20 protein-coding genes are annotated in these 22,891 nt (G+C 66.2%); 7 read left to right on the top strand and 13 right to left on the bottom strand.

Features of this window, described 5'->3' with window-relative positions; all coding sequences use genetic code 11:
• Positions 1–90: 90 nt before the first annotated feature.
• Positions 91–1,128: an aldo/keto reductase gene (locus tag CJ014_RS06980; RefSeq protein WP_100079798.1), complete on the bottom strand. Its 1,038-nt coding sequence runs from the start codon at positions 1,126–1,128 to the stop codon at positions 91–93.
• Between the two features lie 93 nt (positions 1,129–1,221).
• Complete coding sequence (locus CJ014_RS06975) at positions 1,222–2,394, bottom strand: MFS transporter (RefSeq protein ID WP_100079797.1); 1,173 nt, start codon at positions 2,392–2,394, stop codon at positions 1,222–1,224.
• A gap of 102 nt (positions 2,395–2,496) precedes the next feature.
• Between CJ014_RS06975 and CJ014_RS06970 the strand changes: the two genes are divergently transcribed.
• Entirely contained in the window at positions 2,497–3,402 is a 906-nt protein-coding gene (locus tag CJ014_RS06970) for a LysR family transcriptional regulator (protein WP_100079796.1), read from the top strand.
• Here the strand turns inward: CJ014_RS06970 and cueR are convergent.
• Positions 3,399–3,851 (bottom strand): Cu(I)-responsive transcriptional regulator, encoded by a 453-nt coding sequence (gene cueR / locus CJ014_RS06965; protein ID WP_100079795.1) that lies wholly within the window; start codon positions 3,849–3,851, stop codon positions 3,399–3,401. The two genes, CJ014_RS06970 and cueR, sit on opposite strands and share 4 nt — an antisense overlap.
• 178 nt (positions 3,852–4,029) lie before the next feature.
• Between cueR and CJ014_RS06960 the strand changes: the two genes are divergently transcribed.
• Positions 4,030–6,432, top strand: coding sequence for a heavy metal translocating P-type ATPase (locus tag CJ014_RS06960; protein WP_100079864.1), 2,403 nt, complete (start codon positions 4,030–4,032; stop codon positions 6,430–6,432).
• A gap of 60 nt (positions 6,433–6,492) precedes the next feature.
• On the opposite strand, the gene CJ014_RS06955 is transcribed toward CJ014_RS06960, so the two are convergent.
• The 5 genes from CJ014_RS06955 to CJ014_RS06935 all read right to left on the bottom strand — a co-directional run bounded on the left by CJ014_RS06955 (position 6,493) and on the right by CJ014_RS06935 (position 13,049).
• A complete protein-coding gene (locus tag CJ014_RS06955; RefSeq protein ID WP_207765688.1) occupies positions 6,493–7,449 on the bottom strand; it encodes a sugar ABC transporter substrate-binding protein in 957 nt (318 codons plus the stop codon).
• Between the two features lie 78 nt (positions 7,450–7,527).
• A complete protein-coding gene (locus CJ014_RS06950; protein ID WP_207765687.1) occupies positions 7,528–8,535 on the bottom strand; it encodes an ABC transporter permease in 1,008 nt (335 codons plus the stop codon).
• Between the two features lie 36 nt (positions 8,536–8,571).
• Entirely contained in the window at positions 8,572–10,074 is a 1,503-nt protein-coding gene (locus tag CJ014_RS06945; protein WP_100079794.1) for a sugar ABC transporter ATP-binding protein, read from the bottom strand.
• Positions 10,075–10,131: 57 nt separating this feature from the next.
• Complete coding sequence (xylB, locus tag CJ014_RS06940; protein WP_100079793.1) at positions 10,132–11,622, bottom strand: xylulokinase; 1,491 nt, start codon at positions 11,620–11,622, stop codon at positions 10,132–10,134.
• A 389-nt stretch (positions 11,623–12,011) separates the two neighbouring features.
• Positions 12,012–13,049: an NAD(P)-dependent alcohol dehydrogenase gene (locus CJ014_RS06935; protein WP_165790783.1), complete on the bottom strand. Its 1,038-nt coding sequence runs from the start codon at positions 13,047–13,049 to the stop codon at positions 12,012–12,014.
• Positions 13,050–13,558: 509 nt separating this feature from the next.
• Between CJ014_RS06935 and glgX the strand changes: the two genes are divergently transcribed.
• Positions 13,559–15,676, top strand: coding sequence for a glycogen debranching protein GlgX (glgX, locus tag CJ014_RS06930; protein ID WP_100079791.1), 2,118 nt, complete (start codon positions 13,559–13,561; stop codon positions 15,674–15,676).
• Positions 15,677–15,957: 281 nt separating this feature from the next.
• Here glgX and CJ014_RS28365 read toward each other — a convergent pair whose 3' ends face one another.
• Both CJ014_RS28365 and CJ014_RS27505 read right to left on the bottom strand, forming a co-directional pair.
• Positions 15,958–16,254: a con-10 family general stress protein gene (locus CJ014_RS28365; protein ID WP_100079790.1), complete on the bottom strand. Its 297-nt coding sequence runs from the start codon at positions 16,252–16,254 to the stop codon at positions 15,958–15,960.
• A gap of 184 nt (positions 16,255–16,438) precedes the next feature.
• Positions 16,439–16,723 (bottom strand): hypothetical protein, encoded by a 285-nt coding sequence (locus CJ014_RS27505; RefSeq protein ID WP_133121815.1) that lies wholly within the window; start codon positions 16,721–16,723, stop codon positions 16,439–16,441.
• Positions 16,724–16,761: 38 nt separating this feature from the next.
• Here CJ014_RS27505 and CJ014_RS06920 point away from each other — a divergent pair, with 38 nt between their 5' ends.
• Complete coding sequence (locus tag CJ014_RS06920; protein WP_100079789.1) at positions 16,762–17,109, top strand: hypothetical protein; 348 nt, start codon at positions 16,762–16,764, stop codon at positions 17,107–17,109.
• An 84-nt stretch (positions 17,110–17,193) separates the two neighbouring features.
• Here the strand turns inward: CJ014_RS06920 and CJ014_RS06915 are convergent, their stop codons facing one another.
• The 3 genes from CJ014_RS06915 to CJ014_RS06905 all read right to left on the bottom strand — a co-directional run bounded on the left by CJ014_RS06915 (position 17,194) and on the right by CJ014_RS06905 (position 19,608).
• Positions 17,194–17,928 carry an SDR family oxidoreductase gene (locus tag CJ014_RS06915; protein WP_100079788.1) on the bottom strand — a complete coding sequence of 245 codons (735 nt, stop codon included), beginning with the start codon at positions 17,926–17,928 and terminating at the stop codon, positions 17,194–17,196.
• A gap of 88 nt (positions 17,929–18,016) precedes the next feature.
• Positions 18,017–18,613 carry a UdgX family uracil-DNA binding protein gene (locus CJ014_RS06910; RefSeq protein ID WP_100079861.1) on the bottom strand — a complete coding sequence of 199 codons (597 nt, stop codon included), beginning with the start codon at positions 18,611–18,613 and terminating at the stop codon, positions 18,017–18,019.
• Positions 18,614–18,702: 89 nt separating this feature from the next.
• Entirely contained in the window at positions 18,703–19,608 is a 906-nt protein-coding gene (locus tag CJ014_RS06905; protein ID WP_100079787.1) for a DUF72 domain-containing protein, read from the bottom strand.
• A 139-nt stretch (positions 19,609–19,747) separates the two neighbouring features.
• Between CJ014_RS06905 and CJ014_RS06900 the strand changes: the two genes are divergently transcribed.
• The 3 genes from CJ014_RS06900 (at position 19,748) to CJ014_RS06890 (ending at position 22,890) form a co-directional block, all read left to right on the top strand.
• Positions 19,748–20,146 carry a hypothetical protein gene (locus CJ014_RS06900; RefSeq protein WP_133121814.1) on the top strand — a complete coding sequence of 133 codons (399 nt, stop codon included), beginning with the start codon at positions 19,748–19,750 and terminating at the stop codon, positions 20,144–20,146.
• A gap of 207 nt (positions 20,147–20,353) precedes the next feature.
• Complete coding sequence (locus tag CJ014_RS06895; protein ID WP_100079785.1) at positions 20,354–21,607, top strand: TolC family protein; 1,254 nt, start codon at positions 20,354–20,356, stop codon at positions 21,605–21,607.
• Positions 21,607–22,890, top strand: a complete 1,284-nt coding sequence (locus tag CJ014_RS06890; RefSeq protein WP_100079784.1) for an efflux RND transporter periplasmic adaptor subunit — start codon at positions 21,607–21,609, stop codon at positions 22,888–22,890. The genes CJ014_RS06895 and CJ014_RS06890 overlap by 1 nt, the downstream gene beginning before the upstream one ends.
• Position 22,891: the final 1 nt, after the last annotated feature.

Below are 22,891 nucleotides of genomic sequence, written 5' to 3'. Positions count from 1 at the left end.
CGCTTATTTCAAGGGAAGAATATGGTCATAAATCGTCAGCCGGGATGCGACGCAACATGCGCTTCACACGGCCGACGAAACCGACTGCCTTTACCCGGCAATCGGAGGGCTGAGACGAGCAAAGCCTTCCTGCCGCCTGTATGGAAAATGCGGATAGGGAGCGGCAACGGTGCTGGCATTGTCGAGTTTGGCGATTTGCTCGGGCGAAAGCGCCCAGCCGATCGCGCCGAGGTTCTGGCGCAACTGATCTTCATTGCGGGCGCCGATGATGATGGACGACACGGTCGGCCTTTGGGCCAGCCAGTTGAGCGCCACTTGCGGCACGGTTTTGCCGACTTCCGTGGCGACCGCCTCCAGCGCCTCGACGACGCGATAAAGATGGTCGTCCTCCACCGGCGGGCCGTAGCTCGCCGTGTCGTGCAGGCGGCTCCCTTCGGGCAGGGGCATGCCTCGCCTGATCTTGCCGGTCAGCCGTCCCCAGCCGAGCGGGCTCCAGACCAGCGCACCGAGCCCCTGGTCGGCGCCAAACGGCATCAGGTCCCATTCGTAGTCGCGGCCGATCAGCGAATAATAAACCTGATTGGCGACGTAGCGCGGCCAGCCGTAGCGGTCGGCGACGGACAGCGCCTTCATGATCTGCCAGCCGGAGAAGTTCGACACGCCGACGTAGCGAACCTTGCCGGCGCGCACGAGCATATCGAGCGTCGATAGCACTTCCTCCACCGGCGTTGCCGCATCGAAGGCGTGCAGTTGCAGAAGGTCGATGTAGTCGGTGCCAAGTCGCCTCAGCGCGTCCTCGACGGCGCGGATCAGCCGAAACCGCGACGAACCGGCATCGTTCGGGCCGTCGCCCATCGGCAGGCTGGTCTTGGTCGAGATGAGGGCTTCGTCGCGTCGTCCCTTGAGGGCGGCTCCCAACACCTCCTCGGACGCGCCGGAGGAATAGACGTCGGCGGTATCGAACAGGGTGACGCCGGCCTCCAGACAGATGTCGACGAGACGGCGCGCCTCTTCGACGTCGGTATTGCCCCAGGCGCCGAACAACGGTCCGGTGCCGCCGAATGTGCCGGTCCCCAGGCTCAGGACCGGAACCTTGAGGCCCGAACGGCCGAGAAAGCGATAGTCCATGGAGTGATCCTTTCCAAGAATTGGTCTGAGTTGAGGGGGCAAGCGACCGGTTCGCGGCCGTCTGCGACTTCGGTCGACTTGAAGGCTCTTTCGTCAGGCCGACCGGCAAACCCTGGCTTGGCGACGGCTGGTCGTTGCGGCCATGAGAGCGACGGCAACCGCCGCGATAGGAAACAAGCTTGCCATCAGCGGCACGAAGGCGAGGCCGGGACCGTGGTCGATGGTCATCCCGCCGGCCCAGGCACCGATGGCGTTGCCGAGATTGAAAGCAGCGATATTCAAGGACGAAGCCAGATTCTGGCCCGCGCCCTCGGCCTTGGACAGCACCCACATCTGAAGCGGCGCCACGGTGGCAAAGCCGGCTGCGCCGAGCAGCCCGGTGAGCAGAACCGCCGCGACGGGCGAGCGAAGGCCGGGCGTCATCGATGCCAGCACCAGCGCCAACGCGGCCAGCGTACCGAACACGGCGGCGAGAACGCTGCGATCCGCAAACCTGCCACCGACGAGATTGCCGACGACGAGGCCGCCGCCAAATACGAGCAGGATGGGCGACACCGCGGCCGCATCGAAACCACTGATGCGGGTCAGCATCGGGGCGATGTAGGTGAAGACGGCGAAGACGCCGGCATAGCCGAGAACCGTGGTGACGAGACCGAGCAGCACGGGCGCGCGGAGAATGGCGGCGAGGTCGGCCCGCCAATCTTCGGCGTCGGATGGCCGGCCGTCCCTGGGCACGAAGATCGCAATGACGGCAAAGGCGGCGAGTCCGACCAGCGTGACGGCGCCGAAGGTCGCCCGCCATCCGAACTGCTGGCCGATCCATGTTCCGAGCGGTACCCCAAGGACGTTGGCGACCGTCAGTCCGGTGAACATGACGGCGATGGCCGACGCCTTGCGATCCGGAGAAACAAGGCCTGTCGCCACCACCGATCCGACGCCGAAGAAGGTGCCGTGCGCCAGCGCGGTGAGTACACGTGCGGCCATGAGGAAGCCATAGCCCGGGGCCAGCGCGCAAGCCGCGTTGCCGGCGACGAAGATGGCCATCAGAGCGAGCGGCACGCTCTTGCGCGGCCAGCGGGCGGTCAGGACCGTCAGCACCGGCGCGCCAACGACGACGCCGAGCGCGTAGCCGGAGATCAGGAGGCCCGCCGCGGCGATCGACACGGCGAAATCGGCGCCGACCTCCAGCAGCAAACCCATGATGACGAATTCCGTGACGCCGATGCCGAAGGCGCCGGCGGTCAGGGCGTAAAGAGCCAAAGGCATGTGCTGTCCCACAAGGTTGATGTCAGTGGGACGGAAGATAGACGCCGCCATCGAGGTGATATAGAATGCCGAAAGTAATATCACTTATGAAATGAATGACCAATGGCGCGTTCCGAAATCAACCGGTCGGGCGAGATGGAAGTCTTCGCCAGCGTCGTCGAGCAGGGAGGCTTCTCCGCCGCCGCCCGTGCATGCCGCATGACGCCGTCGGCCGTCAGCAAGCTGGTCGCCCGCTTGGAAACGCGCCTCGGAGCGCGGCTCGTCAACCGCTCGACCCGTGCCTTCCAGCTCACGCCGGAGGGATGCGCCTTCTACGAACGGGCGACGCGCATTCTGGCCGATATCGAAGACGCCGAACGCGGGGCCGGCGCCGGCGAGCAGCCGGTCGGCCGCATCCGGCTCAATACGAGCGCGTCCTACGCCAGCCATGTGCTTGCGCCGATCCTGCCGGAATTCCTGGAACGCCATCCCGGCGTAACGCTCGACCTGATCCAGACCGACATGGTGGTCGATCTGTTGTCGGAACGTACCGACGTGGCGGTTCGCGCGGGGCCGCTCAAGAGTTCCAGCCTGGTCGCCCGCAAGCTCGGCGACACTCCGATGGTCGTCGTGGGGGCGCCCGCCTACCTTGCCCGCTTCGGCGAACCGAAGACGGTCGACGACCTCGACGGCCACAACCGCCTGGGCTTCGGCTATGTCCGCACGGTCGACGGCTGGCCGATGAAGGCAAACGGCGAAGCGGTGGTCATCCCCACCGTCGGGCGCGTGACGGCAAGCGACGGCGAAGCTCTGCGGCGGCTGGCGCTCGGGGGAGCCGGACTGGCGCGCCTCGCCGGCTTCACGGTTCGCGACGACATCGCCGCCGGCCGCCTTGTACCGGTGCTGGAAGATCTGAACCCCGGCGATCGGGAAGCCTTCCACGCCATCCATACCGGCCAGGGCGGTCCTCTGCCTTCCCGGGTGCGCGCCCTGCTCGACTTCCTCGCGGAACGGGGAAAGGTTTCCTAGCCTGATATCCCAGCGCGGTAGCGATGCCTTTTAGCCGGATCGAGCGGCTGGCCGGCGCCGAGGCCACCGCCGAGGTCGGACAGGATCGGGCAGTCGGGCCGATCGTCGCCATGGCAGCAGGCGACCAGCGTCGACAGGGTGTCGACCATGCCCTGCAACTCGGCAATGCGCGTCCGCAGGGCTTCGATATGGCCGCTCGCCACGCGATGCACGTCGCGGCTGGCCCGGTCGCGGTCGCGCCACAGCGACAGGAGCTCGGTGATCTCGGCCATCTCGAACCCCAACCCGCGGGCGCGCCGGATGAAGCGCAGCTCATGCACGTCGACGGCGCCATAGTCGCGGTAGCCGTTGTTCCGCCGCGCCGCCGGCCGCAGCAGGCCGGTGGATTCGTAATAGCGGATCATCTTGGCCGTGACGCCCGACGCCCTGGCCGCCTCGCCGATGTTCATGGAATGCCCTTTCCGCTCAACGGGCCGGAACCGGCCACCTTCGCATCGGTTGACCGTTCGGCACCTTCGGTTCGCCGACGATTATACGCTTGACCTTACCATGATGGGAAGGTCGATCCTCGGTGGCATCAATACCGCCGCCCGACTTGGCGGCGACGAACCGATACGGGAGCGCGACATGTCGCACGATCATCACCACGGCTCTTCCCCGCACGACCAGGACCGCGAGTCCCTGGGGCACGAAGAGCACGGCCATCATCATCACGCCGCGCCGCAGGGCGACGCCCGCACGGTCAAGGATCCGGTCTGCGGCATGACGGTCGATCCGGCAACCGCCAGGTACCGAACCGAACACGCCGGCAAGACCTACCATTTCTGCTCGGAAGGCTGCCTCGGGAAGTTCATGGCCGATCCCCGGCACTACCTGGCGCCCGCCTCAGCCGAAGCGCACGACGACGCGCCGAGGGGCACGATCTATACCTGCCCGATGCATCCGGAGATCCGCCAGACCGGACCGGGAAGCTGCCCGATCTGTGGCATGGCGCTGGAACCCGAGGTCGCCTCCCTCACCGATCGGCCTAACCCGGAACTGGTCGACATGACCCGCCGGTTCACGGCGGGACTCGTCATGGCCATTCCCGTCGTCGTGCTGGAGATGGGCGGGCATTTCCTCGGCCTCGACCGGGTCATCGGGCCGCGCCTTTCGGCCATCCTGCAGTTCCTCATGGCAACGCCGGTGGTGCTCTGGGCCGGCTGCCCATTCTTCGTGCGGGGCTGGAGATCGCTGGTCAACGGCGCGCTCAACATGTTCACGCTGATCGCCATGGGCACCGGCATCGCCTGGGTCTACAGCGTCGTCGCCACCTTCGCGCCGGGGCTGTTCCCGGCGGCCTTCCGGACTGCGGACGGCGCCGTCGCGGTCTATTTCGAGGCGGCGGCCGTCATCACCGTGCTGGTGCTGCTCGGGCAGGTCCTCGAACTCAGGGCGCGCGAGCGGACGTCCGGCGCCATCAAGGCGCTGCTCGACCTCGCGCCGGCGACCGCCCGCCGGCTGGAGGACGACGGCGGCGAGAAAGACGTCGACCTCGGCGATGTTCGGGTCGGCGACCGGCTGCGCGTCCGTCCCGGCGACAAGGTGCCGCTCGACGGCGAGGTGCTGGAGGGCCGGTCCAACGTCGACGAATCCATGGTGACCGGCGAGCCCCTGCCGGTGGCCAAGGCAGCCGGCGCCAAGGTGATCGGCGGCACGCTCAACGGACAGGGCAGCTTCGTCATGCGCGCCGACCGCGTCGGCGCCGACACCATGCTGGCGCAGATCGTCGACACCGTGGCCAGGGCGCAGCGCTCCCGCGCGCCGATCCAGCGGCTGGCCGACCAGGTCTCCGCCTGGTTCGTGCCGGCGGTCGTCGCGGCGGCCGCGCTGGCCTTTGTCGCCTGGGCGCTGTTCGGCCCGTCGCCGGCCCTGTCCTACGGCCTGGTCGCCGCCGTCAGCGTGCTCATCATCGCCTGTCCCTGCGCGCTGGGCCTTGCGACGCCGATGTCGATCATGGTCGGCGTCGGGCGCGGCGCCAGCGAGGGCGTGCTGATCCGCGACGCGGAGGCACTGGAACGCATGGAAAAGGTCGACGTGCTCGTCGTCGACAAGACGGGAACGCTCACCGAGGGCAAGCCGAAGGTGACGGCCGTGAAGCCCCTGCCGGGCACCGACGAAGCCGAGCTCCTGACCCTGGCCGCCAGCCTGGAGCGGGCGAGCGAACATCCGCTGGCCAACGCCATCGTCGCGGCGGCCGAGGAGCGGGGACTGCGGCTGAAGCCGGCCGACGATTTCGATGCTCCCTCGGGCAAGGGCGTCGCCGGTACGGTCGACGGCCGGCGCCTCCTGCTCGGCAACAGGCGGCTCCTCGAGGAAGCGGAGGTCGAGGTCACCGAGGCCGACGCCATCGCCGCCGCGCTCCGGGCCGAGGGCGCGACCGCCATTCTGGCCGCCGCCGGCGGCCGCGCCATCGGCGTCATCGCCATCGCCGACCCGGTGAAGGCTTCGGCGCCGGAGGCGGTCCGCGCCTTGCAGGCCGACGGCATCCGCATCGTCATGCTGACCGGCGACAACGGCGCCACCGCCGGAGCGGTTGCCCGCCGCCTGGGCATCAACGAGGTCAAGGCGGAGGTGTTGCCCGCCGAGAAGGGCGACGTCGTCGCGGCGTTGCGCCGGCAAGGCAGCATCGTCGCCATGGCCGGCGACGGCGTCAACGACGCGCCGGCGCTCGCCGCGGCCGATGTCGGCATCGCCATGGGCACGGGAACCGACGTGGCCATCGAGAGCGCCGGCGTGACGCTGCTGCGCGGCGATCTCGGCGGCATCGTCGAGGCGCGCCGGCTGAGCCGGGCGACGATGCGCAATATCCGGCAGAACCTGTTGCTGGCGTTCGTCTACAACGTCGCCGGCATCCCGATCGCCGCCGGCGTGCTCTATCCCGCCTTCGGATGGATGCTGTCGCCGATGGTCGCCGCCGCCGCCATGGCGCTGTCGTCGGTCAGCGTCATCGCCAATGCGCTGCGGCTCCGCCGGGCGGCTTCCCGATGACGTGCGCATGAAAAAGGGGCGGGAAAATCCCGCCCCGAAGTTGATCGGTCACTCCGTCAATTACTTGATGGCGCCCGACTTCTTGTGGATCTCGATGAACTCGGCCACGTTGTCCTTGGTCACCAGCGGGCAGTCGATGTCGGTGTCGATCTGGGTGATCTTGCCGGTCAGCAGGTCATGGGCGACGCTGATGTTCTTGGCGGCGAGGTCGTAGGCGTTCTGAAGCGCCGTCGACGTCATCTTGCCGGACTGGATCAGCAGCATCGCTTCGGCGGTGCCGTCGACGCCGTAGGCGAGGATATTTTCGAACTTCGGGTCGTCCTTGATGACTTCCAGGGCGCCGGCGGCCATGTTGTCGTTCATGGAGACGATGGCGTCGATCTTGTCGTTGGCCTGGACCCAGTCCTCCATGAAGCGCATGGCTTCTTCTTTGTTCCAATGGGCGATCTGCTCACCGACGATCTTGACGTCCGAACGCTTGTCGAAGAATTCCTTCTGCCAGGCGTCACGGCGCATGTCGGCGTGCATGTTGCCCGAGGGACCGTTCAGCACGACGACGTTGGCGCCCTGCGGGATCTGCTCGAGGGCCAGACGGGCATTGACGGCGGCCTGCTCATACGGATCGGCGTCGACCGACGACGAGCCGGGGATGTCCTTGATGCGGGCATTGGTCGTGATGACCTTGACGCCATCCTTGACGGCCTGCTCGACATAGGGACGCTGAGCCTCGCCGTTGTTCGGCTGGACGATGATCAGGTCGTACTTGTTGGCGACGGCGTTCTCGATGAACGCGTTCTCCTTGGCGTCGTCGGCCTGGGAGTCCATGACGTCGACCGTCATGTCCGGGTACTTCTTGACTTCGTCCATGATGCCGTTGGCCAGCCAGGCGGCGAAGGAGTCGGCCTGGGCGCGGGCGATGAAGGCAATCTTGTAGTTCTGAGCCTGGGCAACCGTGGTCGCAGCCAGACACAGGGCGGCGACAGCCGTAACGGTGCGGATGGATTTCATAAACTTCATTTGTATCTCCTCCAAGATATCTGCCAAGGGGCGATTATCGATCGATACGAGCCCCGCGTTTCCTCCAAAGCGAACGTACTAAGCTCTAGCCTCCTTTCGCTCGGTTGGTAGCTTCGCGGCACCAAGCGTCTTCCTGGTGCGATTGACCTTGGCCCACATGTCGTATCCGACGGCCAGGGCAATGATGGCGCCCTTGATGACCTGCTGCAGATACGAGTCCACGCCTGCCAAATTCATGATGTTGTTGAGGAAGCCGACGATGAACGCGCCGGCGAGGGTCCCTCCGGCCGTTCCAAGGCCACCGGAGAAGCTGGTGCCGCCGATGATCGCAGCCGTCAGCGCCTCGAACTCGTAGCCCTGGCCCGAGTTGGGAGCGCCGACGTTGGTACGGGCCATCAATATGATACCGGCAAGGCCCACGAAGACGCCGTTGATCAGATAGGCACCAACCTTGATCCGGCCGACGTTGATACCGGAGGCGCGGGCCGCCTCCTCGTTGCCACCCACCGCGTAGAGCGAGCGACCGAAGCTGGTATGGCCAAGAATATACCACGTCAGAATGCCGATAATGATCATGAACAAGACGGGGATCGGAATAAATCCAATGCTTCCCTGCCCGAACCAGACATAATCGCCGATTTGATAAATGTTCTGGCCCTTCGTGAAGAGCAAGGCGATGCCTCTGGCCACTGTCATCATCGCCAGAGTTGCGATGAACGCCGGAATATTGAAGCGCCGGACGAGGATGCCGTTGACGAAGTTGCAGAGCACGCCGACGATCAGGCCGACAGCGAAGGCAAGGGATAGCGAGCCCGTCTCCTTGAAGACGTAGACCGACAAAACGCCGGCCAGTGCCAGAACCGAGCCGCAGGAAAGGTCCAAGAGACCACCGATGATGAGGATCGTCTCGCCGAAGGCCAGGATCGTCGTGACGGAAATCTGAACCGAGATGTTCGATATATTTCGCGCGGATAGAAAATTCGGGCTTAGCAGATTGCAGACGATGATCATGGCGATAAGGACCAAATAAATGGAATATCGCGACTTGATCGTCTGCCACTTCTCCCTTGTCATCAGGTTGTTCATCTTCCTCCCCTTTGCATCTCGCCAAATCTCAACTGATCAGACCGCTTTCCTGGCCATGTTCATCGCGTAGCGCATGATCGTCTCTTGAGAGAATTCGGCTCTGTCGAGTTCCCCCGTTATCCGTCCCTCGGCCATCACATACATGCGGTCGCACATGCCGATCAGCTCGGGAAGCTCGGAAGACACCATGATGATCGACTTGCCTTCCTTCACGAGGCTCGTCATCAGCTTGTAGATCTCGAATTTCGCGCCCACGTCGATGCCGCGCGTCGGTTCGTCGAGGATGAGAATGTCGGGATCCTGCAGCATCCACTTCGACAGCACGACCTTTTGCTGGTTGCCGCCGCTCAACGTGCTGACCTGCACGTCGATGGACGCCATCTTCACGTTGATCTTGCTGCAGATCTCCTCGACCCGGCTTCTCTCCCTGGCGCTATGCAGGCGCCCCTTCTGGAAGAACTGCTCCATGGAGGCCAGGGTGACGTTTTCCTTGACGTCCCGGATCGGCACGATGCCGTAGCGTCGCCGGTCTTCGGACAGCATCACCACGCCGTTCCTGATGCTGTCCTGAACGTTCCGGACCTTGACCGGCGCGCCGTGGACTTTCACGGTGCCGCCGAAATGCGGATCGAGGCCGAACAGCGCCCGCATCACTTCCGTGCGGCCGGCGCCGACGAGGCCGGCGAAGCCGACGATCTCGCCTTTCCTGACGTTGAAGGAGATATCGCTGAACCCGGTCGGCCCGCTGAAGTTCTCGACTTCCAGAACGACGTCGCCTCGCGGAACATCCTCCTTGGGATATCCCTGCCCGAGCGCGCGGCCGACCATCAGCGCGATCACCGAGTCGATGTCGAACTTGTCCTTCGGCCGCGTCTCGACCACCTTGCCGTCGCGCAGGATGGAGATTTCGTCGGCGATGCGGAAGATCTCGTCCATCTTGTGCGAGATATAGACGATGCCCTTGCCGCGGGCGCGCAGGTCGGCGATCTTTTCGAAGAGGATTTCGATTTCCTTGTTGGTGATGGACGAGGTCGGCTCGTCCATGATGATGATGTCGGCATCCCGGGAAATCGCCTTCAGAATTTCCAGCATCTGAAGGTTGGAGATCGACAGGTCCTTCAGCTTGGTTTGCGGATCGTAGGAAAGGTTTTCCTGCTTGAGGAGCTGGAGCGTCTTCTGGCGGATGGTCTTCCAATCGATCTGCCCGAACCTCTTCTTCGGCCAGCGGCCGGCGAACAGGCTCTCCTCGATGGTCATCTCGGGCGTGTAGTTCAGTTCCTGAAAGATCATGGAGATGCCGAGCTCGCCCGCCCGGATCGGGGAGTTGATCTCGACCTTCTCGCCCCGGATCAGCGTCTCGCCGCCGTCGGGCTGGTAAATCCCGTTGATGATCTTCATCAAGGTCGATTTGCCGGCGCCATTTTCGCCGCACAGCACGTGAACCGAACCTTCCTTCACAGAAAAGCAAACGTCTTCCAGCGCCTTCACGCCGGGAAACGACTTGCTTATATTTCTGACCTCAAGAAGATTATTCTGCATCGAGTGGGTCCTTGATCGGCCGGATGGCGGAATATGGGTCGGCTTGGCGCGCGCTCGTCAGCTCACGCCATGAACCTGGGCAAGCCGCGCCCGATAAAGCCCGAAAGCCTCGTCGTAGGCGGACTTGCGGCCGGCGGCCGGCGTCGTCGTCTTGTCGGCGTCGAGGGTGACGCAACGGTCGGCGATGGCGGCGATGTCCTCGCCCGCGCCGGTGTGCCGGCCGTAGGCCCAGATCGCCTGGATCGCCGCGCCGAGGCAGCCGGCCTCGTCGCCCGAGGGCACCACGATCTCGGCGCCGGTCATGTCGGCGACCATCTGCCGCCAGGGCTTGCTGCGGGCGCCGCCGCCGATCATGAACACGCGCTCGGCCGCCTTGTCGCCGCGGATGCGACGGAGGCCGGCCAGCACGCCGAAGGTCACGCCCTCGACCATGGCCCGCATCAGGTTGTCCGGCGTCATGTTGACGGCGGACAGGCCGAGAATGCTGCCGCGGGCGGTCGGCAGGTCGGGCGTCCGCTCGCCGTTGAGGAACGGCAGCATGGTGATGCCGCCGGCGCCCGGCGCGGTCGCCTCCAGCGCTTCGGAGACGAAGCCGATGTCGCGGCCGAACAGGTGGGCGCCGCCGGAGGTGACGTTGGTGGCGTTCATGGTGCAGACGAGCGGCAGCCAGCCGCCGCTCGACGAGCAGAAGGGCGCGACGGCGCCGCTCGGATCGAGCACCGGGGTGTCGGAATAGGAGAAGACCGTGGCCGAGGTGCCGAGGCTGATGGTGACCACGCCCTCGCGCACGTTGCCGGTGCCGATGGCGCCCATCATGTTGTCGCCGCCGCCGGCCGCCACCAGGCAGTCGGTGGTGAGGCCGAGCGCTTCAGCCGCCGTCGGCGTCAGATGCCCGACGATGGCGTCGGGCGCCACGAGCTGCGGCAGGGCGGCGGCGAGACGGCCGCTGCCGCCATCGATTTGCGACAGCACCTCGGGCGCCCAGGCCCGCTTGCGGACATCGAAGAACCCCGTCCCCGAGGCATCGCCGTATTCGGCGACGAAGCGGCCGGTGAGCCAGTGGTTCAGATAGTCGTGCGGCAGCAGGATATGGGCGATGCGGGCGAAGTTGTCGGGCTCGCGGGCGGCGAGGAAAGCCAGCTTGGAGATGGTGTAGCCGGTGAGCGGAATGATGCCGACCTTGTCGAACCAGGCCGCCGGCCCGCCGAGGGCGGCGACGATCCGCTCGTTGTCGGGAGCCGTCTCGGTATCGTTCCAGAGCTTGGCCGGGCGGATCACCGCCCCCTCGGCGTCGAGAACGGCGAGGCCGTGCTGCTGGCCGGAAACGCCGAGGCAGCGGATCGCCTCGGCCGGCAAGGCCGCTTCGCCGAGCGCCATGCGCACGGCGGCGACCATGGCGTCCACCCAGATCGAAGGATGCTGCTCGCGGGCGCCGCTGTCGCGCTCGATCAGGCTGTGGGCGGCATGACCGCGGCCGCGCACCCGCCCATTGTCATCGATGACGAGCGCCTTGGTCCCCTGCGTTCCGCAGTCGACTCCGATAAACATTGTCCTCTCCTCCCCTCGCCCACCTGCCGGTCGGCCGGCGGACAGCCCGATCGGCGGGCTTCCTCCGCCCGAACGCCGATTGCGTCTTCCGTCTTCCCCCGAAGGCCGTCAGCCCTCTAAAACCACCGGCGGGTCCTGTATGCGAAGCCATTCAACTTGCCGGATCGTTCGTCCCCGGGTGGTTGATCTTCCCTTCATCCACCGGGTTGCCTTGCGGCGCGACGATTTCGAACGATTGAGATTCTCCCCGCATCGAACGGGCGAGACATGGTCGTCGGCCTGGACGCGGAACACCCGCTGGGGCGCCTCCGGGATCGTCTCGGAGAGGGCTTGCATTCATCATGCATGCCTTGCAGACTTCCGAGCGGCGTCCCGCGTCCTTATTGCGATCAGAACGTGATCTGGACCTTGACGTCCGACGGGTTCTGCCGGGCGGCGCGCTCGAAAGCCTCGACCGACTTGTCGAACGGATAGCTCGCCGAGATCAGCGGCTTCAGGTCGATCTTGCCCGAGCCCAGCAGTGCCAGCGTGCGATCCCAGACGTTGGCGTAGCGGAAGATGCCGGTCAGGCTGATCTCCTTGACCTCCAGCGCCACCACGTCGAGCGGCACCCGGTCCTGCGGCATGCCGACCAGCACCACCCGGCCGCCCTGGGTGACCACCTCCAGCATGTCGTCGAACGCCTTCGGGCTGCCGCTCGCCTCGAAGAACAGGTCGGCGCCCTTGCCGGCCGTCCGCGCCGCCACCACGTCGGCGAGCTTCTCCTTGGTCAGATCGACGGCGACGACGCCGGGAACCTTGGCGATGATGTCGAGCTTGGCTCTGGCGACGTCGCTGACGATCACCTCGGCGCAGCCGGAGGCCAAGGCGGCGAAGGCCACCATCATGCCGATGGTGCCGGCGCCGGCCACCACGGCGATGTCGCCGGGACGGATCGCCCCCTTGGCGGCGGCGTAGACGCCGATGGCCAGCGGCTCGACCATGGCGCCCTCGGCAAACGACACGCTGTCGGGCAGCTTGTAGGTCAGCGCCGCCGGATGCACCACCTCCGGCGTCAGGCAGCCGTGGATCGGCGGCGTCGCCCAGAAGCGCACCGCCGGGTCGAGGTTGTAGTGGCCTTCCAGCGTCTGGCGCGAGCCGAAGTCGGGAATGCCGGGCTCCATGCAGACGCGGTCGCCGACCTTGAGATGGGAGACCTTGGCGCCGACCGCCGTCACCACGCCCGACGCTTCGTGACCCAGCACCATCGGCTCGTTGACGATGAAGTCGCCGATGCGGCCGTGCTTGTAATAGTGGACATCGCTGCCGCAGATGCCGACCGCCTTGATGGCGACCCGAACCTCGCCGGCCACCGGTTCCAGCGTGCCGGGAACCTCGATATCGCGCAGACGAATCTCGTCAATGCCCTCGAGAACGACGGCTTTTATCTTCATAGCTTTTCCTCCCGAGCCGCTGACCTACATTCTCGGACAGGCTTGCGCGGCTCTCGATGAGGGAGAGTATGAAGGCAAGAAGCTATTGCCGCTAAGCCAAATCAACAAATCTGTGTGCATTATTTTACATTTTGAAACCTAGACGAGTTCCAAGCCCGTCTACCGAACCGAAGATTTCCCGACCGGCGTCCCCGAGCGGCGCGCGTTTTTCTCGCCGCAGCCCGGCGGTCAGCGCCTCGGCCCGGGCGGAACCATTCCCGCCGCAGCAGGTTTCACGACCACCGAGTGTGGTCTCACCGTCCCTCCTGCCGAGCTTTCCCTTTCGCATGGCTCTCCAATTCGAAAAATTATCAGACGCCCCCAGCCATCGCGACAGGAGGCTGCGCTATCATGGCGCCGCGCGGAGGTATGCGCCGGCGCCATGCTCATCCGGGCATCGCTTGACGGGCCGGCGCAAAAGAGGCGAGGACTGCCCTTCCATCACCGCCCGGGAGATCGTTTGAATGCGTAAGGTGCTGCCTGGCTCGGCTTTTCCGCTGGGCGTGACGGTCGACGACAAGGGCGCCAACTTCGCGCTTTTTTCCGACAATGCCAGCGGCGTGACGCTCTGCCTGTTCGACCGCTTCGGCGTGACCGAGATGGAGCGGATTCCCCTCAGGGAATGCACCAATGGCGTCTGGCACTGCTACCTGCCGGGCGTCGGGCGCGGCCAGGTCTACGGCTGGCGCGTCCATGGGCCGTGGGCGCCGGAGGCCGGCCATCGCTTCAACCCCAACAAATTGCTGCTCGACCCCTACGTCCGCCAACTGGTCGGCGACATCCGCTGGAACGACACGCTCTACGGCTACCAGATCGGTGCGGGCGACGACGCCGACCTGATCATGGACGAGCGCGACAGCGCCACCTTCATGCCGAAGGCGCGGGTGGTCGCCGGCACGCCGATGGTCACCACCCAGCATCCGCACGTCTCCTGGGCGAAGACGGTGATCTACGAAGGGCACACGCGCGGCCTTACCATGCTCCATCCGCTGGTGCCGCAAACGATCCGCGGAACCTTCTCCGCGCTCGGGCAGCCGGAATTCGTCGACTACCTGGTACGGCTCGGCATTACCGCGCTGGAGCTGCTGCCGGTCCAGGCGTTCCTGCAGGACCGGCATCTCGTCGACACCGGGCTCTCCAACTACTGGGGCTACAACACCCTCGGCTTCTTTGCGCCCGAACCGCGCTATCTCGGCGACAACGGCCTCGAATCGATCGGCGAGGCGGTCGACCTGCTGCACCAGGCCGGCATCGAGGTCATTCTCGACGTCGTCTACAACCACACCTGCGAAGGCAACCACCTGGGGCCGATGCTGTCCTTCAAGGGCATAGACAACGCCTCCTACTATCGCCTTCTGCCGGACAACCGGCGCTACTACGACAACTTGAGCGGCTGCGGCAACGCGCTGAACACCGATCATCCGCGCGTGCTGCAGATGGTGCTGGACAGCCTGCGCCTGTGGGCGTCGGTCTACGGCATCGACGGCTTCCGCTTCGACCTCGCCACGACGCTGGGCCGCCGCCCCAACGGCTTCGACCCGGGGCACGCCTTTTTCAACGCCATCCTGCAGGACCCGTTGCTGGGCGGCCTGAAACTGATCGCCGAACCCTGGGACGTCGGGCCGGGCGGCTACCAGCTCGGATCGTTTCCGCCGGGCTTTTCCGAGTGGAACGGCGATTACCGCGACAAGGTGCGCGGCTTCTGGTGCGGCGAGGAAGGCCTGCTGCCGAGCTTTGCCACCCGCGTCGCCGCCTCGCAGGACATATTCGCCGAAGGACGCCGCCGGCCGTGGTCGAGCGTCAACTTCATCACCGCGCACGACGGCTTCAGCCTGCACGACCTCGTCACCTACAACCACAAGCACAACGAGGCGAACGGCGAGGACAACCGGGACGGCCACGACGACAACAAGAGCTGGAATTGCGGCGTCGAAGGGGAGACCGACGACCGGGCCGTCAATGCGCTGCGGCGCCGGCAGAAGCGCAACCTGCTCGCCACGCTGTTTCTCAGCCAGGGCGTGCCGATGGTGCTCGCCGGCGACGAATGTTCCAATTCGCAGGACGGCAACAACAACGCCTATTGCCAGGACAACCGGATCGGCTGGGTCGACTGGTCGGACGACGATCCGACCTTGCCCACGTTCGTCGCGCGGCTGGCCGACCTCAGGAAAAAGCATTCCGCCCTGTCGCGGCCGGAATTCCTGACCGGCGCCCGCAACGAGATGGGGCAGCCCGACGTCGTCTGGTTCAACAACCACGGCGAACGCATGACCGAGCAAGACTGGGAGAACCCGCATTCCAAGTGCCTCACCCTGCGCCTGGCGCCGGTCCTGGAAAGCGAGGCGCCGCTGCTGATCATGCTGAACGCCTCGCATGTCGCCGTCCGCTTCCAGATCCCGCCCGGGCATCCAGGAGACTGGGAGGTGGTCCTCGCCACCGATGAAGGCCTCGAAGATGTCCGGCTCGGCGGCGAAGCTCGCTTCGCCATGCCCGCCCGCACCGTCGTTCTGGCGGAATGGCGGGAACAAAGCCCGACCAGCGCCGTTGCGGGAGGGATTCTGCGCGCATCCGGCTACGGCTGATGTTCGGCGAGCGTCTCTGCCGGCCGGACTTCTTCGCCTGGCCTTGACGGGCCGAGCGAGGTCATCGATCCGCTCGCCTTCGAATGGACGGACCTCGGATGGCGTCGTCTACAATCACTTCGGGCCGAGGGGGAATTATATCCCGCTCTGCGCCGCCAGGGCAGGGATGATGAAGCTCGAAGATGAAAAGGCCAGGCCGCGAAGCCGGAGCCTTCCTCAATAGCCCAATGGCAATCACGGTCCCCTTGGTCGGGGGACCGTGACTGGGAAAGGGCGGTGGCTCAATGCTGACCACCCTTGCGGCCGGCTTGCGCGGCCCGCCCGGGATCGTTCTTGAAGTTGCCACCGGACTCCTGACCGCCCTTTCGGCCGGCTTCCGCAGCCCGCCCGGGATCGTTCTTGAAGTTGCCGCCGGACTCTTCGCCACCCTTGCGGCCGGCTTCCGCGGCCCGTTCGGGATCGTTCTTGAAGTTGCCGCCGGATTCACGGCCGCCCTTGGATGCAATTTCGCGCTGCTTGTCCTCGTCCATCGAGGCAAACCCACGGCGGGACGTGTCGCCAGTCTGTTGGTTAGGCATTGCTTTTCTCCATAAAGGGGTCTTGCTGCCTTGTTGGTAGCGACACTCAAACCCGCGGCCCACCCAATTGTTCCTCATGCATCAGCGCTTTTTGCCTGTCATCACGAAATGATGGCAGCCAAACGAGCCGGACAATATGTTTTTTTAAAGTTCCAATCGGACAAAATTATAATTTTTATATGGATTATATTTTTAACTTGACGAAAAATTCTTCATCACCCGCATCATTTTGGAAATTTACTCTATAAATAAACTTAATATAGATGGGAACAGATGAAGAAATGAGCGCCATGAACACCAGCTTCATTGGTAAGCATAGGCCCGTGCCCGACCCGGCGCGTCGGCGAATTTCTGGAACCTTGATGATGCCCGCTGGTTTGGACGGTACGGCCTGTCCGTCGAAAAGGCCGCGCCGAACGCCGCCATCGAGCGCGGCGAACGGCATCCGGTCGCAGCGCTCGTTCGGCAAGAACCTATCCTGGCCGGGCCCAACCGAGGGAGATCACGATGACCATCAAGGTGAAGGAGATAACGCCGCTCGAGGACGGTCAATATCGCGTCGAATTCAGCATGGCCGGTGGCGTCGTCGTCGCCGTCACCCTGCCGGCCGACGGGCGCATTTCGTCTCCGGAGGACTCGGCCGGCCGGGCCGAAGAGGCGATCAGGATCCTCTGCGACGCCGTTTCGTCCGGTCCTCGGGAAGAGATTCCAACCGCCAACGACGCCCGTGAGAACCAGGACCGGGAGGCGCTGGAAGAGCAGCTCGACGAGGGGCTGGAAGACAGCTTTCCCGCCAGCGACCCGGTGTCGATCAGCGTACCGTCGACCCTGCCCAAGACGGCGGGAAAGAGCTGAGCGCCGGATCATAGGGACCGGGGCCGGCGGGTTCGCCGCGGCATGTCGCCCGCTGGCCTCCGGATATTGGGCTTGCGGCGCCGTTCACTTCTGCACCCGCGGCTCGATGCGGAGGTTGACGATGTCGGTCCGCTCCGGCCGCGTCAGCATGAAATGGATGGCATCGGCGATGTCCTCGGCATGGAGCATCTCGTGGCGATCGATCGCGGCCTGCATTTCCTCGTCGCCGCTTCCCTGCATTGGCGTCGCGACCGAGCCCGGCTGTATCACGCTGACACGGATGTTCTTGTCTTGCACCTCCTTGCGCAGCGTTTCGGCGAAGGCCTGCAGGCCGGCCTTGGTCGCCGCGTAGACGCTTTCACCTGCCGATTTGTTTTCGGCGCTGATCGAGCCGACGAACAGCAGGTGGCCGCCGCCTTGCTCGATCATGCGCAGGATCGCCTGCCGCGCGCCGGCGAAAACGCCGGTCAGGTTGGTGTCGACGGCGTAGCGCCATTCGTCCTCCTCGCTTTCGTGAAGCGGCTCGGCGCTCACGCCGGCGTTGGCAACCAGCACGTCGATGCCGCCGAGCTTCTCGTCGACAGCGGCGAACACCTGATCGATGCCGTCCCTGGTGGCGACATCGGCGGTCAGCCCGTCGGCGCTGCCTCGGCCGCCGCCCGCCTGGGAAAGCGCCTCGTCGAGTTCTTGCCGATGCCGGCCGAAGGTGAGCACGCGGGCACCTTCCCGCGCCAGCAAGGCGACGGTGGCACGGCCGATGCCGGTGGTGCCGCCGGTGACGAGGATCCGCTTGCCTTCAAGGCTGGTTTGATTTCGCATGATGTCACTCCCAGGTCAGAAGGAACCGGCCGTTTGCCGGGATGCGATGGGTCTTGCCCGCAAGTCGGCGGTGCCGCCGTTGCTCCGCTCAGGCCGGCGAACCGATCCTGCGAACCTCCCTGAGGTCGTTGACGAAGGCGGCGAAGGCGGCGTGCTTGGCCTCGGAATCCGGGATGCGCAGCAGATAGGAGGGATGGACGGTCAGGTAGCCGCGCCTGTTGCCGAAGGCCATCGGCCCGCGCTCGCGCATGACGGCGACGGGACGCTCGGCGAGCGCCAGCCCGGCCGTGGCGCCCAGCGCGACGACGACGGCGGGGCGCACCAGATCGATTTCCCGCCACAACCACCAGCGCTGATGGGCGACCTCGGTATTGCGCGGCTTGCTGTGCATCCGCCGCTTGCCGCGCTCCACGAAGTGGAACTGCTTCACCGCATTGGTCAGGTAGGTCCGGCTGCGATCGATGTCCGCCTCGGCGAGGGCGCGGTCGAGCAGTTGGCCGGCCGGACCGACGAACGGCCTGCCGGCCTGGTCCTCGACATCGCCCGGCTGCTCGCCGACGAAGGCGATGGCGGCGGGCGTCGGCCCTTCGCCCGGCACGACGCGGCCGATACCCGGTCCGGGCGTCAGCTCCTGCCGCATGGCGTCGTTGAGCGCGTCGATCGAAGCGAAGTCCTGTTCGGTCATGGCATGCCTCGGGAGCGGCCGGCCTTCGTCGCCGAGCAAGTTCGCTCCACGTCATGAACATCCGGAAGCTGGCGGAGGTTCCCGTTCCGTCAGGCGGCCGGCGCGTCGGCGTCGTGGCGCCACTCGACGCCCAGCTCGCGCATGATCGCCAGCGCGTCGTCGGGAGCGTGGAAGCCATCGGTATTGTCGAAGAACAGGAAGACGTCGCGCGGCCGGTCCGGCGCCTTGCGCGCGCCGACGAAATTGCCGTCGTCCATCGGTTCGCCCCGCGACCAGGCGGCGATGCGCCGCGCCCACCGGTGGCGCTCGGCATCGTCATAGCCGGAGCGGTAGAGCTCGCGCGAGCCGTGCAGGCGGCAATAGACGAAGTCCGAGGTCACATCCATCAGGCGCGGCCACTCCACGGTGTCGGCGCAGACCAGGGCGACGTCCTGTTCGCGCAAGAGCTCGATGAAGGCCGGATCCCGGAAGCTGGCGTGGCGGATCTCCAGCGCATAGCGGATGGGCTGTTTGGCGGGGCGCGTCTCGTCGGGATGGCTGATGTGATCATCATGCTCACGGGCCAGGTCGGCGGCGGCCTCGGTATTGCGCGGCAGCAGCGCCAGGAAGTCGCGCAGCCGCTCGACGTCGAACGGGAAGCTCGGCGGAAATTGCCAGAGAACCGGGCCCAGCTTTTCGCCGAGCCGCAACGGGCCGGAGGCGAAGAAATTGGCGAGCGGCGCCTCGATGTCCCTGAGCCGCTTGACGTGGGTGATGAAGCGCGGCCCCTTGACGGCGAAAATGAAATCGGCCGGCGTCTCGGACGCCCAGCGGTCGAAGACGCGCGGCTTCTGCAAGCCATAGAAGGTGCCGTTGATCTCCAGCGAGGAAAACCGCGAGGCGGCGTAGGCAAGCTCCCGGCTCTGTCGCAGCCCCTTCGGATAGAAGCGGCCGCGCCATGGCGCGTAGGTCCAGCCGGATATGCCGATGCGGATAACGCCGACCCTGGACTGCATGTTGCCTCCAAAAGTGCTCCCTGTGAGAACGTCGCGTCCGGAGGCCGGTTCCTCAATCATCCGTCTCTACGGGATTCCCCTTGTTGACGCTAAGCTGATCGGGACGGTAGGCAATTGGGGTTTCAGAACGGTGGGCAGCATGGCCTTCGGAAAGACAGCGCGATTGGTGATCGTCGGCCTCTATGTGCTGGCGATGCTCGTCGTCGCCGTCATGCCGGCGTCGGCCATGGCGCCGATGCCCGCCTCTCCGACCGTTACCTCGGCCGCGGACTGCGGCCCGGAAATGAACGGTATGCAGCACGCTTCGCATGGCGCCAAGGCCGCCGGCGGGGCCTGTAGCCTGTCGGATCATCAGGGCGGTGGTAGCGCGCCCTGCATGCTCGGCAGCATCTGCGCCGATCTGCCGAGCGGCGTGTTCGTCAGCCTCCTGCCGGCTCCGGTCGCGACGGAGAGCGAACAGCCCGTCATCGTCCCGGCGGCGCCCCTGCCGGGGCTCGATCCCGACCCGGGGCTTCGCCCACCCAGCCTTTCCGCCTGACGGCCACACCGATCAACTGCCCTGCCGCCTGTCGCGACCGGCGGCGGATCGTTGTCCCTCATGGCTGTCACGTCCTTGCCGAACCGTAGCGCCGCGCCACCGCGACGCCCCGTTCCATGCCCTCCGCCACCGTCCACGCCGATGGACCGGCAGGGCAGCAAGGCCGGCATCGTCATCGCTTGATGCCGGCGGAAAGTTTCCGGACCCATGTTTTCACCTGCTTTGCCCCGCGCCGCCGGGACTTGGCTCGCCGTGCCGATCGCCGGCCTGCTGGCTTTCGGCGCCCAGGCCGCCGAGCCGAAATCCGAACTCGCCGATCTCCTGGCGATCGCCCGCCGGATGAATCCGGAGGTCGCCGCCACGGCGCTCGACGCCGACGCCGCGAGGGCGCGCGTCGACTATGCCGGCGCCTGGGACGACCCCAAGGTCAAGATCGAGCTGACGAGCCCGCGCCACGACTTCGGCTCGCTTTCCGAGGAGACCTACCAGATCCGCCAGATGCTGCCCCTCTGGGGACAGACGGCCCTGAAGCGCGAGATCGCCGAATGGGAGGCGAGCAAGGCGACGGCGTCGGTAAGGGACGTCGAGATCCAGATCGCCTACCGCGTCAAGGTCGCCTATGCCGAGTATCACTCGGCGCATCTGGCGCTCGACGAGACGCAGAAGCTGACCGTCCTATTCGATCGCCTGGCCGGCATCGCCCGCGCCCGCTATGCCGAAAATGCCGCGCCGCTGGCCGATGTCACCGGCGTCCAAAGCGAGGCCGGCGCGCTCAGGGCCGACATCGCCCGTCTCTCTGCCGAGAAGAAGGCCGCCGCCGCCCGCCTCAACCGGCTGCTCGGACGCAACGCCGACACGCCGCTCGCCGCCCGCCCGTCGCCGCGAGCGATGCCGCCGCTGCGGGCGATCAACACGGAGGAGCTGGTCGGCCGCGCCAACGCCGGCTCGCCGCGCGTTCGGATGGGGCTTGCCGAGGTGGGGGCCGCCAACAGCGAACAGCGCCTCGCCGAGCGCAATTTCCTGCCCGGCGTCGAGCTCGGCGCCAGCGCCATGCGCGAAAACGACCGCTTCGAGGGTGTCGAGGTGATGGTCGAGTTCTCCGTGCCCTTGCAATGGAACGCCAAGCGCGCCGAACAGCGGGAGGCGGCCGCCAAGGCGGCGGCGGCGCGCGTCAGGCTCGACGCCCTTAGGCTCGACAACGACGCCGATATCCGCGCCGCCTTCTCCGACCTCACGGCGCTCGGAACACGCCGGAAGGTGATCGCCGGCACCACGCTGCCGCAGGCCCGCATCGCGCTCGACGCCTCGACCAAGGCCTATGCGCTCGGCAAGGCCGATTTTCCGACCGTTCTCGCCGCCGAACAGGCGCTGCGCCGGGCGCTGGTCGACAGCATCGAGGCCACCTTCAAGGAACAGCTCGCGCTCGCCGAGATCGAACGCATCGTCGGGGAGGATTTCTGATGACGAGATCGCATTTTCTGGTCGCCGTCGCCGCGGTGGCGATCCTCACCGCCGCCGGCCTGCCGTTCGCCATCGACGCCCTGGCGCAATCCGGGCATGCGGGACACGGCGCCGCCGCGCCGACGCCGCCCGCCGCCGGCGAACCCACCGCCGGACCGGCACCGGTTGCTCCCGCGCCGGGCGCCCGCCGCGTGCTCTACTACCGCAACCCCATGGGCCTGCCCGACACGTCGCCGGTGCCCAAGAAGGATGCCATGGGCATGGCCTACGTGCCGGTCTATGCCGACGAGGATACGTCCGGCATCGTCACGGTCAGCGCCGACAAGATCCAGACCCTCGGCGTCCGCACCGAACCGGCGGCTCTGAGGGCGATGACCCGCTCGGTCAGGGCGGTCGGCGCGGTCGCCGTCGACGAGCGCAACGAGTACCAGGTGGCGCCACGCTTCGAGGCGTGGATCGAACGCCTCGTCGCCGACACCACCGGCGCCACGGTCCGGCGCGGCGACGTGCTGATGGAGGTCTACAGCCCCGAGCTCGTGCTGGCGCAGGAGGAATACCTGTCCGCCCGTGGCGATGCCGGCCTCGCCGAGGCGGCGCTCGCCCGGCTGAGGAACCTCGGCATCGCCGACGAGGAGATCGCCCGCCTGAAGGCGACGGGGAAAGCGATGCGGACGCTGCCCTATCGGGCCGAAGCGGACGGCATCGTGCTGGAGAAGCTGGCGGTGCGCGGCATGCGCTTCATGCCGGGCGAGACGCTCTATCGCATCGCCGATCTTTCCGAGGTCTGGATGCTCGCCGAGGTGTTCGAGCAGGACCTTCCGGCCGTCCGCGTCGGCGAGACCGCCGAGGTGGCCATCAACTCCATGCCCGACCGGCGCTTCACCGGAACGGTGGACTTCGTCTATCCGACGCTGGCGGCCGAAAGCCGCACCGCCAAGGTGCGCATCGAGCTTGCCAACCCGGATGGCCTGCTGCGGCCCAACCTCTACGGCACCGTCCATCTGGCCGCGGCCTCCGGCCTGCCGGCGCTTGCCGTGCCGGACTCGGCGGTGCTCGACAGCGGCACGCGCAAGGTGGTGCTGGTCGAGAGCGGCGACGGGCGCTTCGCGCCGCGCGAGGTCCAGACCGGCCCGCGCGCCGACGGCTACATCCGCATCGACGGCGGCCTCGATGCCGGCGAGAAGGTGGTGACCCGCGCCAACTTCCTCATCGATTCCGAAAGCAACCTGCGCTCGGCGCTCGCCGCCTTCGCGCCGGCTGCCGCCGACGCCGGGGAGAAGTAAC

Origin of the sequence: Pleomorphomonas carboxyditropha, from assembly GCF_002770725.1 — a bacterium.
Taxonomy (GTDB): domain Bacteria; phylum Pseudomonadota; class Alphaproteobacteria; order Rhizobiales; family Pleomorphomonadaceae; genus Pleomorphomonas; species Pleomorphomonas carboxyditropha.
Note: the sequence above shows the minus strand (reverse complement) of the source record. Positions and strands in the feature narration are given on the sequence as shown.

Bases quoted from the DNA above. Each gene is read 5' to 3' on its own strand.
- CJ014_RS06975 (WP_100079797.1), bottom strand. From the start codon at position 2,394: ATGCCTTTGGCTCTTTACGCCCTGACCGCCGGCGCCTTCGGCATCGGC.
- CJ014_RS06980 (WP_100079798.1), bottom strand. From the start codon at position 1,128: ATGGACTATCGCTTTCTCGGCCGTTCGGGCCTCAAGGTTCCGGTCCTG.
- CJ014_RS06905 (WP_100079787.1), bottom strand. From the start codon at position 19,608: ATGCAGTCCAGGGTCGGCGTTATCCGCATCGGCATATCCGGCTGGACC.
- CJ014_RS06970 (WP_100079796.1), top strand. From the start codon at position 2,497: ATGGCGCGTTCCGAAATCAACCGGTCGGGCGAGATGGAAGTCTTCGCC.
- glgX (WP_100079791.1), top strand. From the start codon at position 13,559: ATGCGTAAGGTGCTGCCTGGCTCGGCTTTTCCGCTGGGCGTGACGGTC.
- CJ014_RS06955 (WP_207765688.1), bottom strand. From the start codon at position 7,449: ATGAAGTTTATGAAATCCATCCGCACCGTTACGGCTGTCGCCGCCCTG.
- cueR (WP_100079795.1), bottom strand. From the start codon at position 3,851: ATGAACATCGGCGAGGCGGCCAGGGCGTCGGGCGTCACGGCCAAGATG.
- CJ014_RS06920 (WP_100079789.1), top strand. From the start codon at position 16,762: ATGACCATCAAGGTGAAGGAGATAACGCCGCTCGAGGACGGTCAATAT.
- CJ014_RS06915 (WP_100079788.1), bottom strand. From the start codon at position 17,928: ATGCGAAATCAAACCAGCCTTGAAGGCAAGCGGATCCTCGTCACCGGC.
- CJ014_RS06950 (WP_207765687.1), bottom strand. From the start codon at position 8,535: ATGAACAACCTGATGACAAGGGAGAAGTGGCAGACGATCAAGTCGCGA.
- CJ014_RS06910 (WP_100079861.1), bottom strand. From the start codon at position 18,613: ATGACCGAACAGGACTTCGCTTCGATCGACGCGCTCAACGACGCCATG.
- CJ014_RS06900 (WP_133121814.1), top strand. From the start codon at position 19,748: ATGGCCTTCGGAAAGACAGCGCGATTGGTGATCGTCGGCCTCTATGTG.
- CJ014_RS06890 (WP_100079784.1), top strand. From the start codon at position 21,607: ATGACGAGATCGCATTTTCTGGTCGCCGTCGCCGCGGTGGCGATCCTC.
- CJ014_RS06895 (WP_100079785.1), top strand. From the start codon at position 20,354: ATGTTTTCACCTGCTTTGCCCCGCGCCGCCGGGACTTGGCTCGCCGTG.
- xylB (WP_100079793.1), bottom strand. From the start codon at position 11,622: ATGTTTATCGGAGTCGACTGCGGAACGCAGGGGACCAAGGCGCTCGTC.
- CJ014_RS06960 (WP_100079864.1), top strand. From the start codon at position 4,030: ATGTCGCACGATCATCACCACGGCTCTTCCCCGCACGACCAGGACCGC.
- CJ014_RS06945 (WP_100079794.1), bottom strand. From the start codon at position 10,074: ATGCAGAATAATCTTCTTGAGGTCAGAAATATAAGCAAGTCGTTTCCC.
- CJ014_RS28365 (WP_100079790.1), bottom strand. From the start codon at position 16,254: ATGCCTAACCAACAGACTGGCGACACGTCCCGCCGTGGGTTTGCCTCG.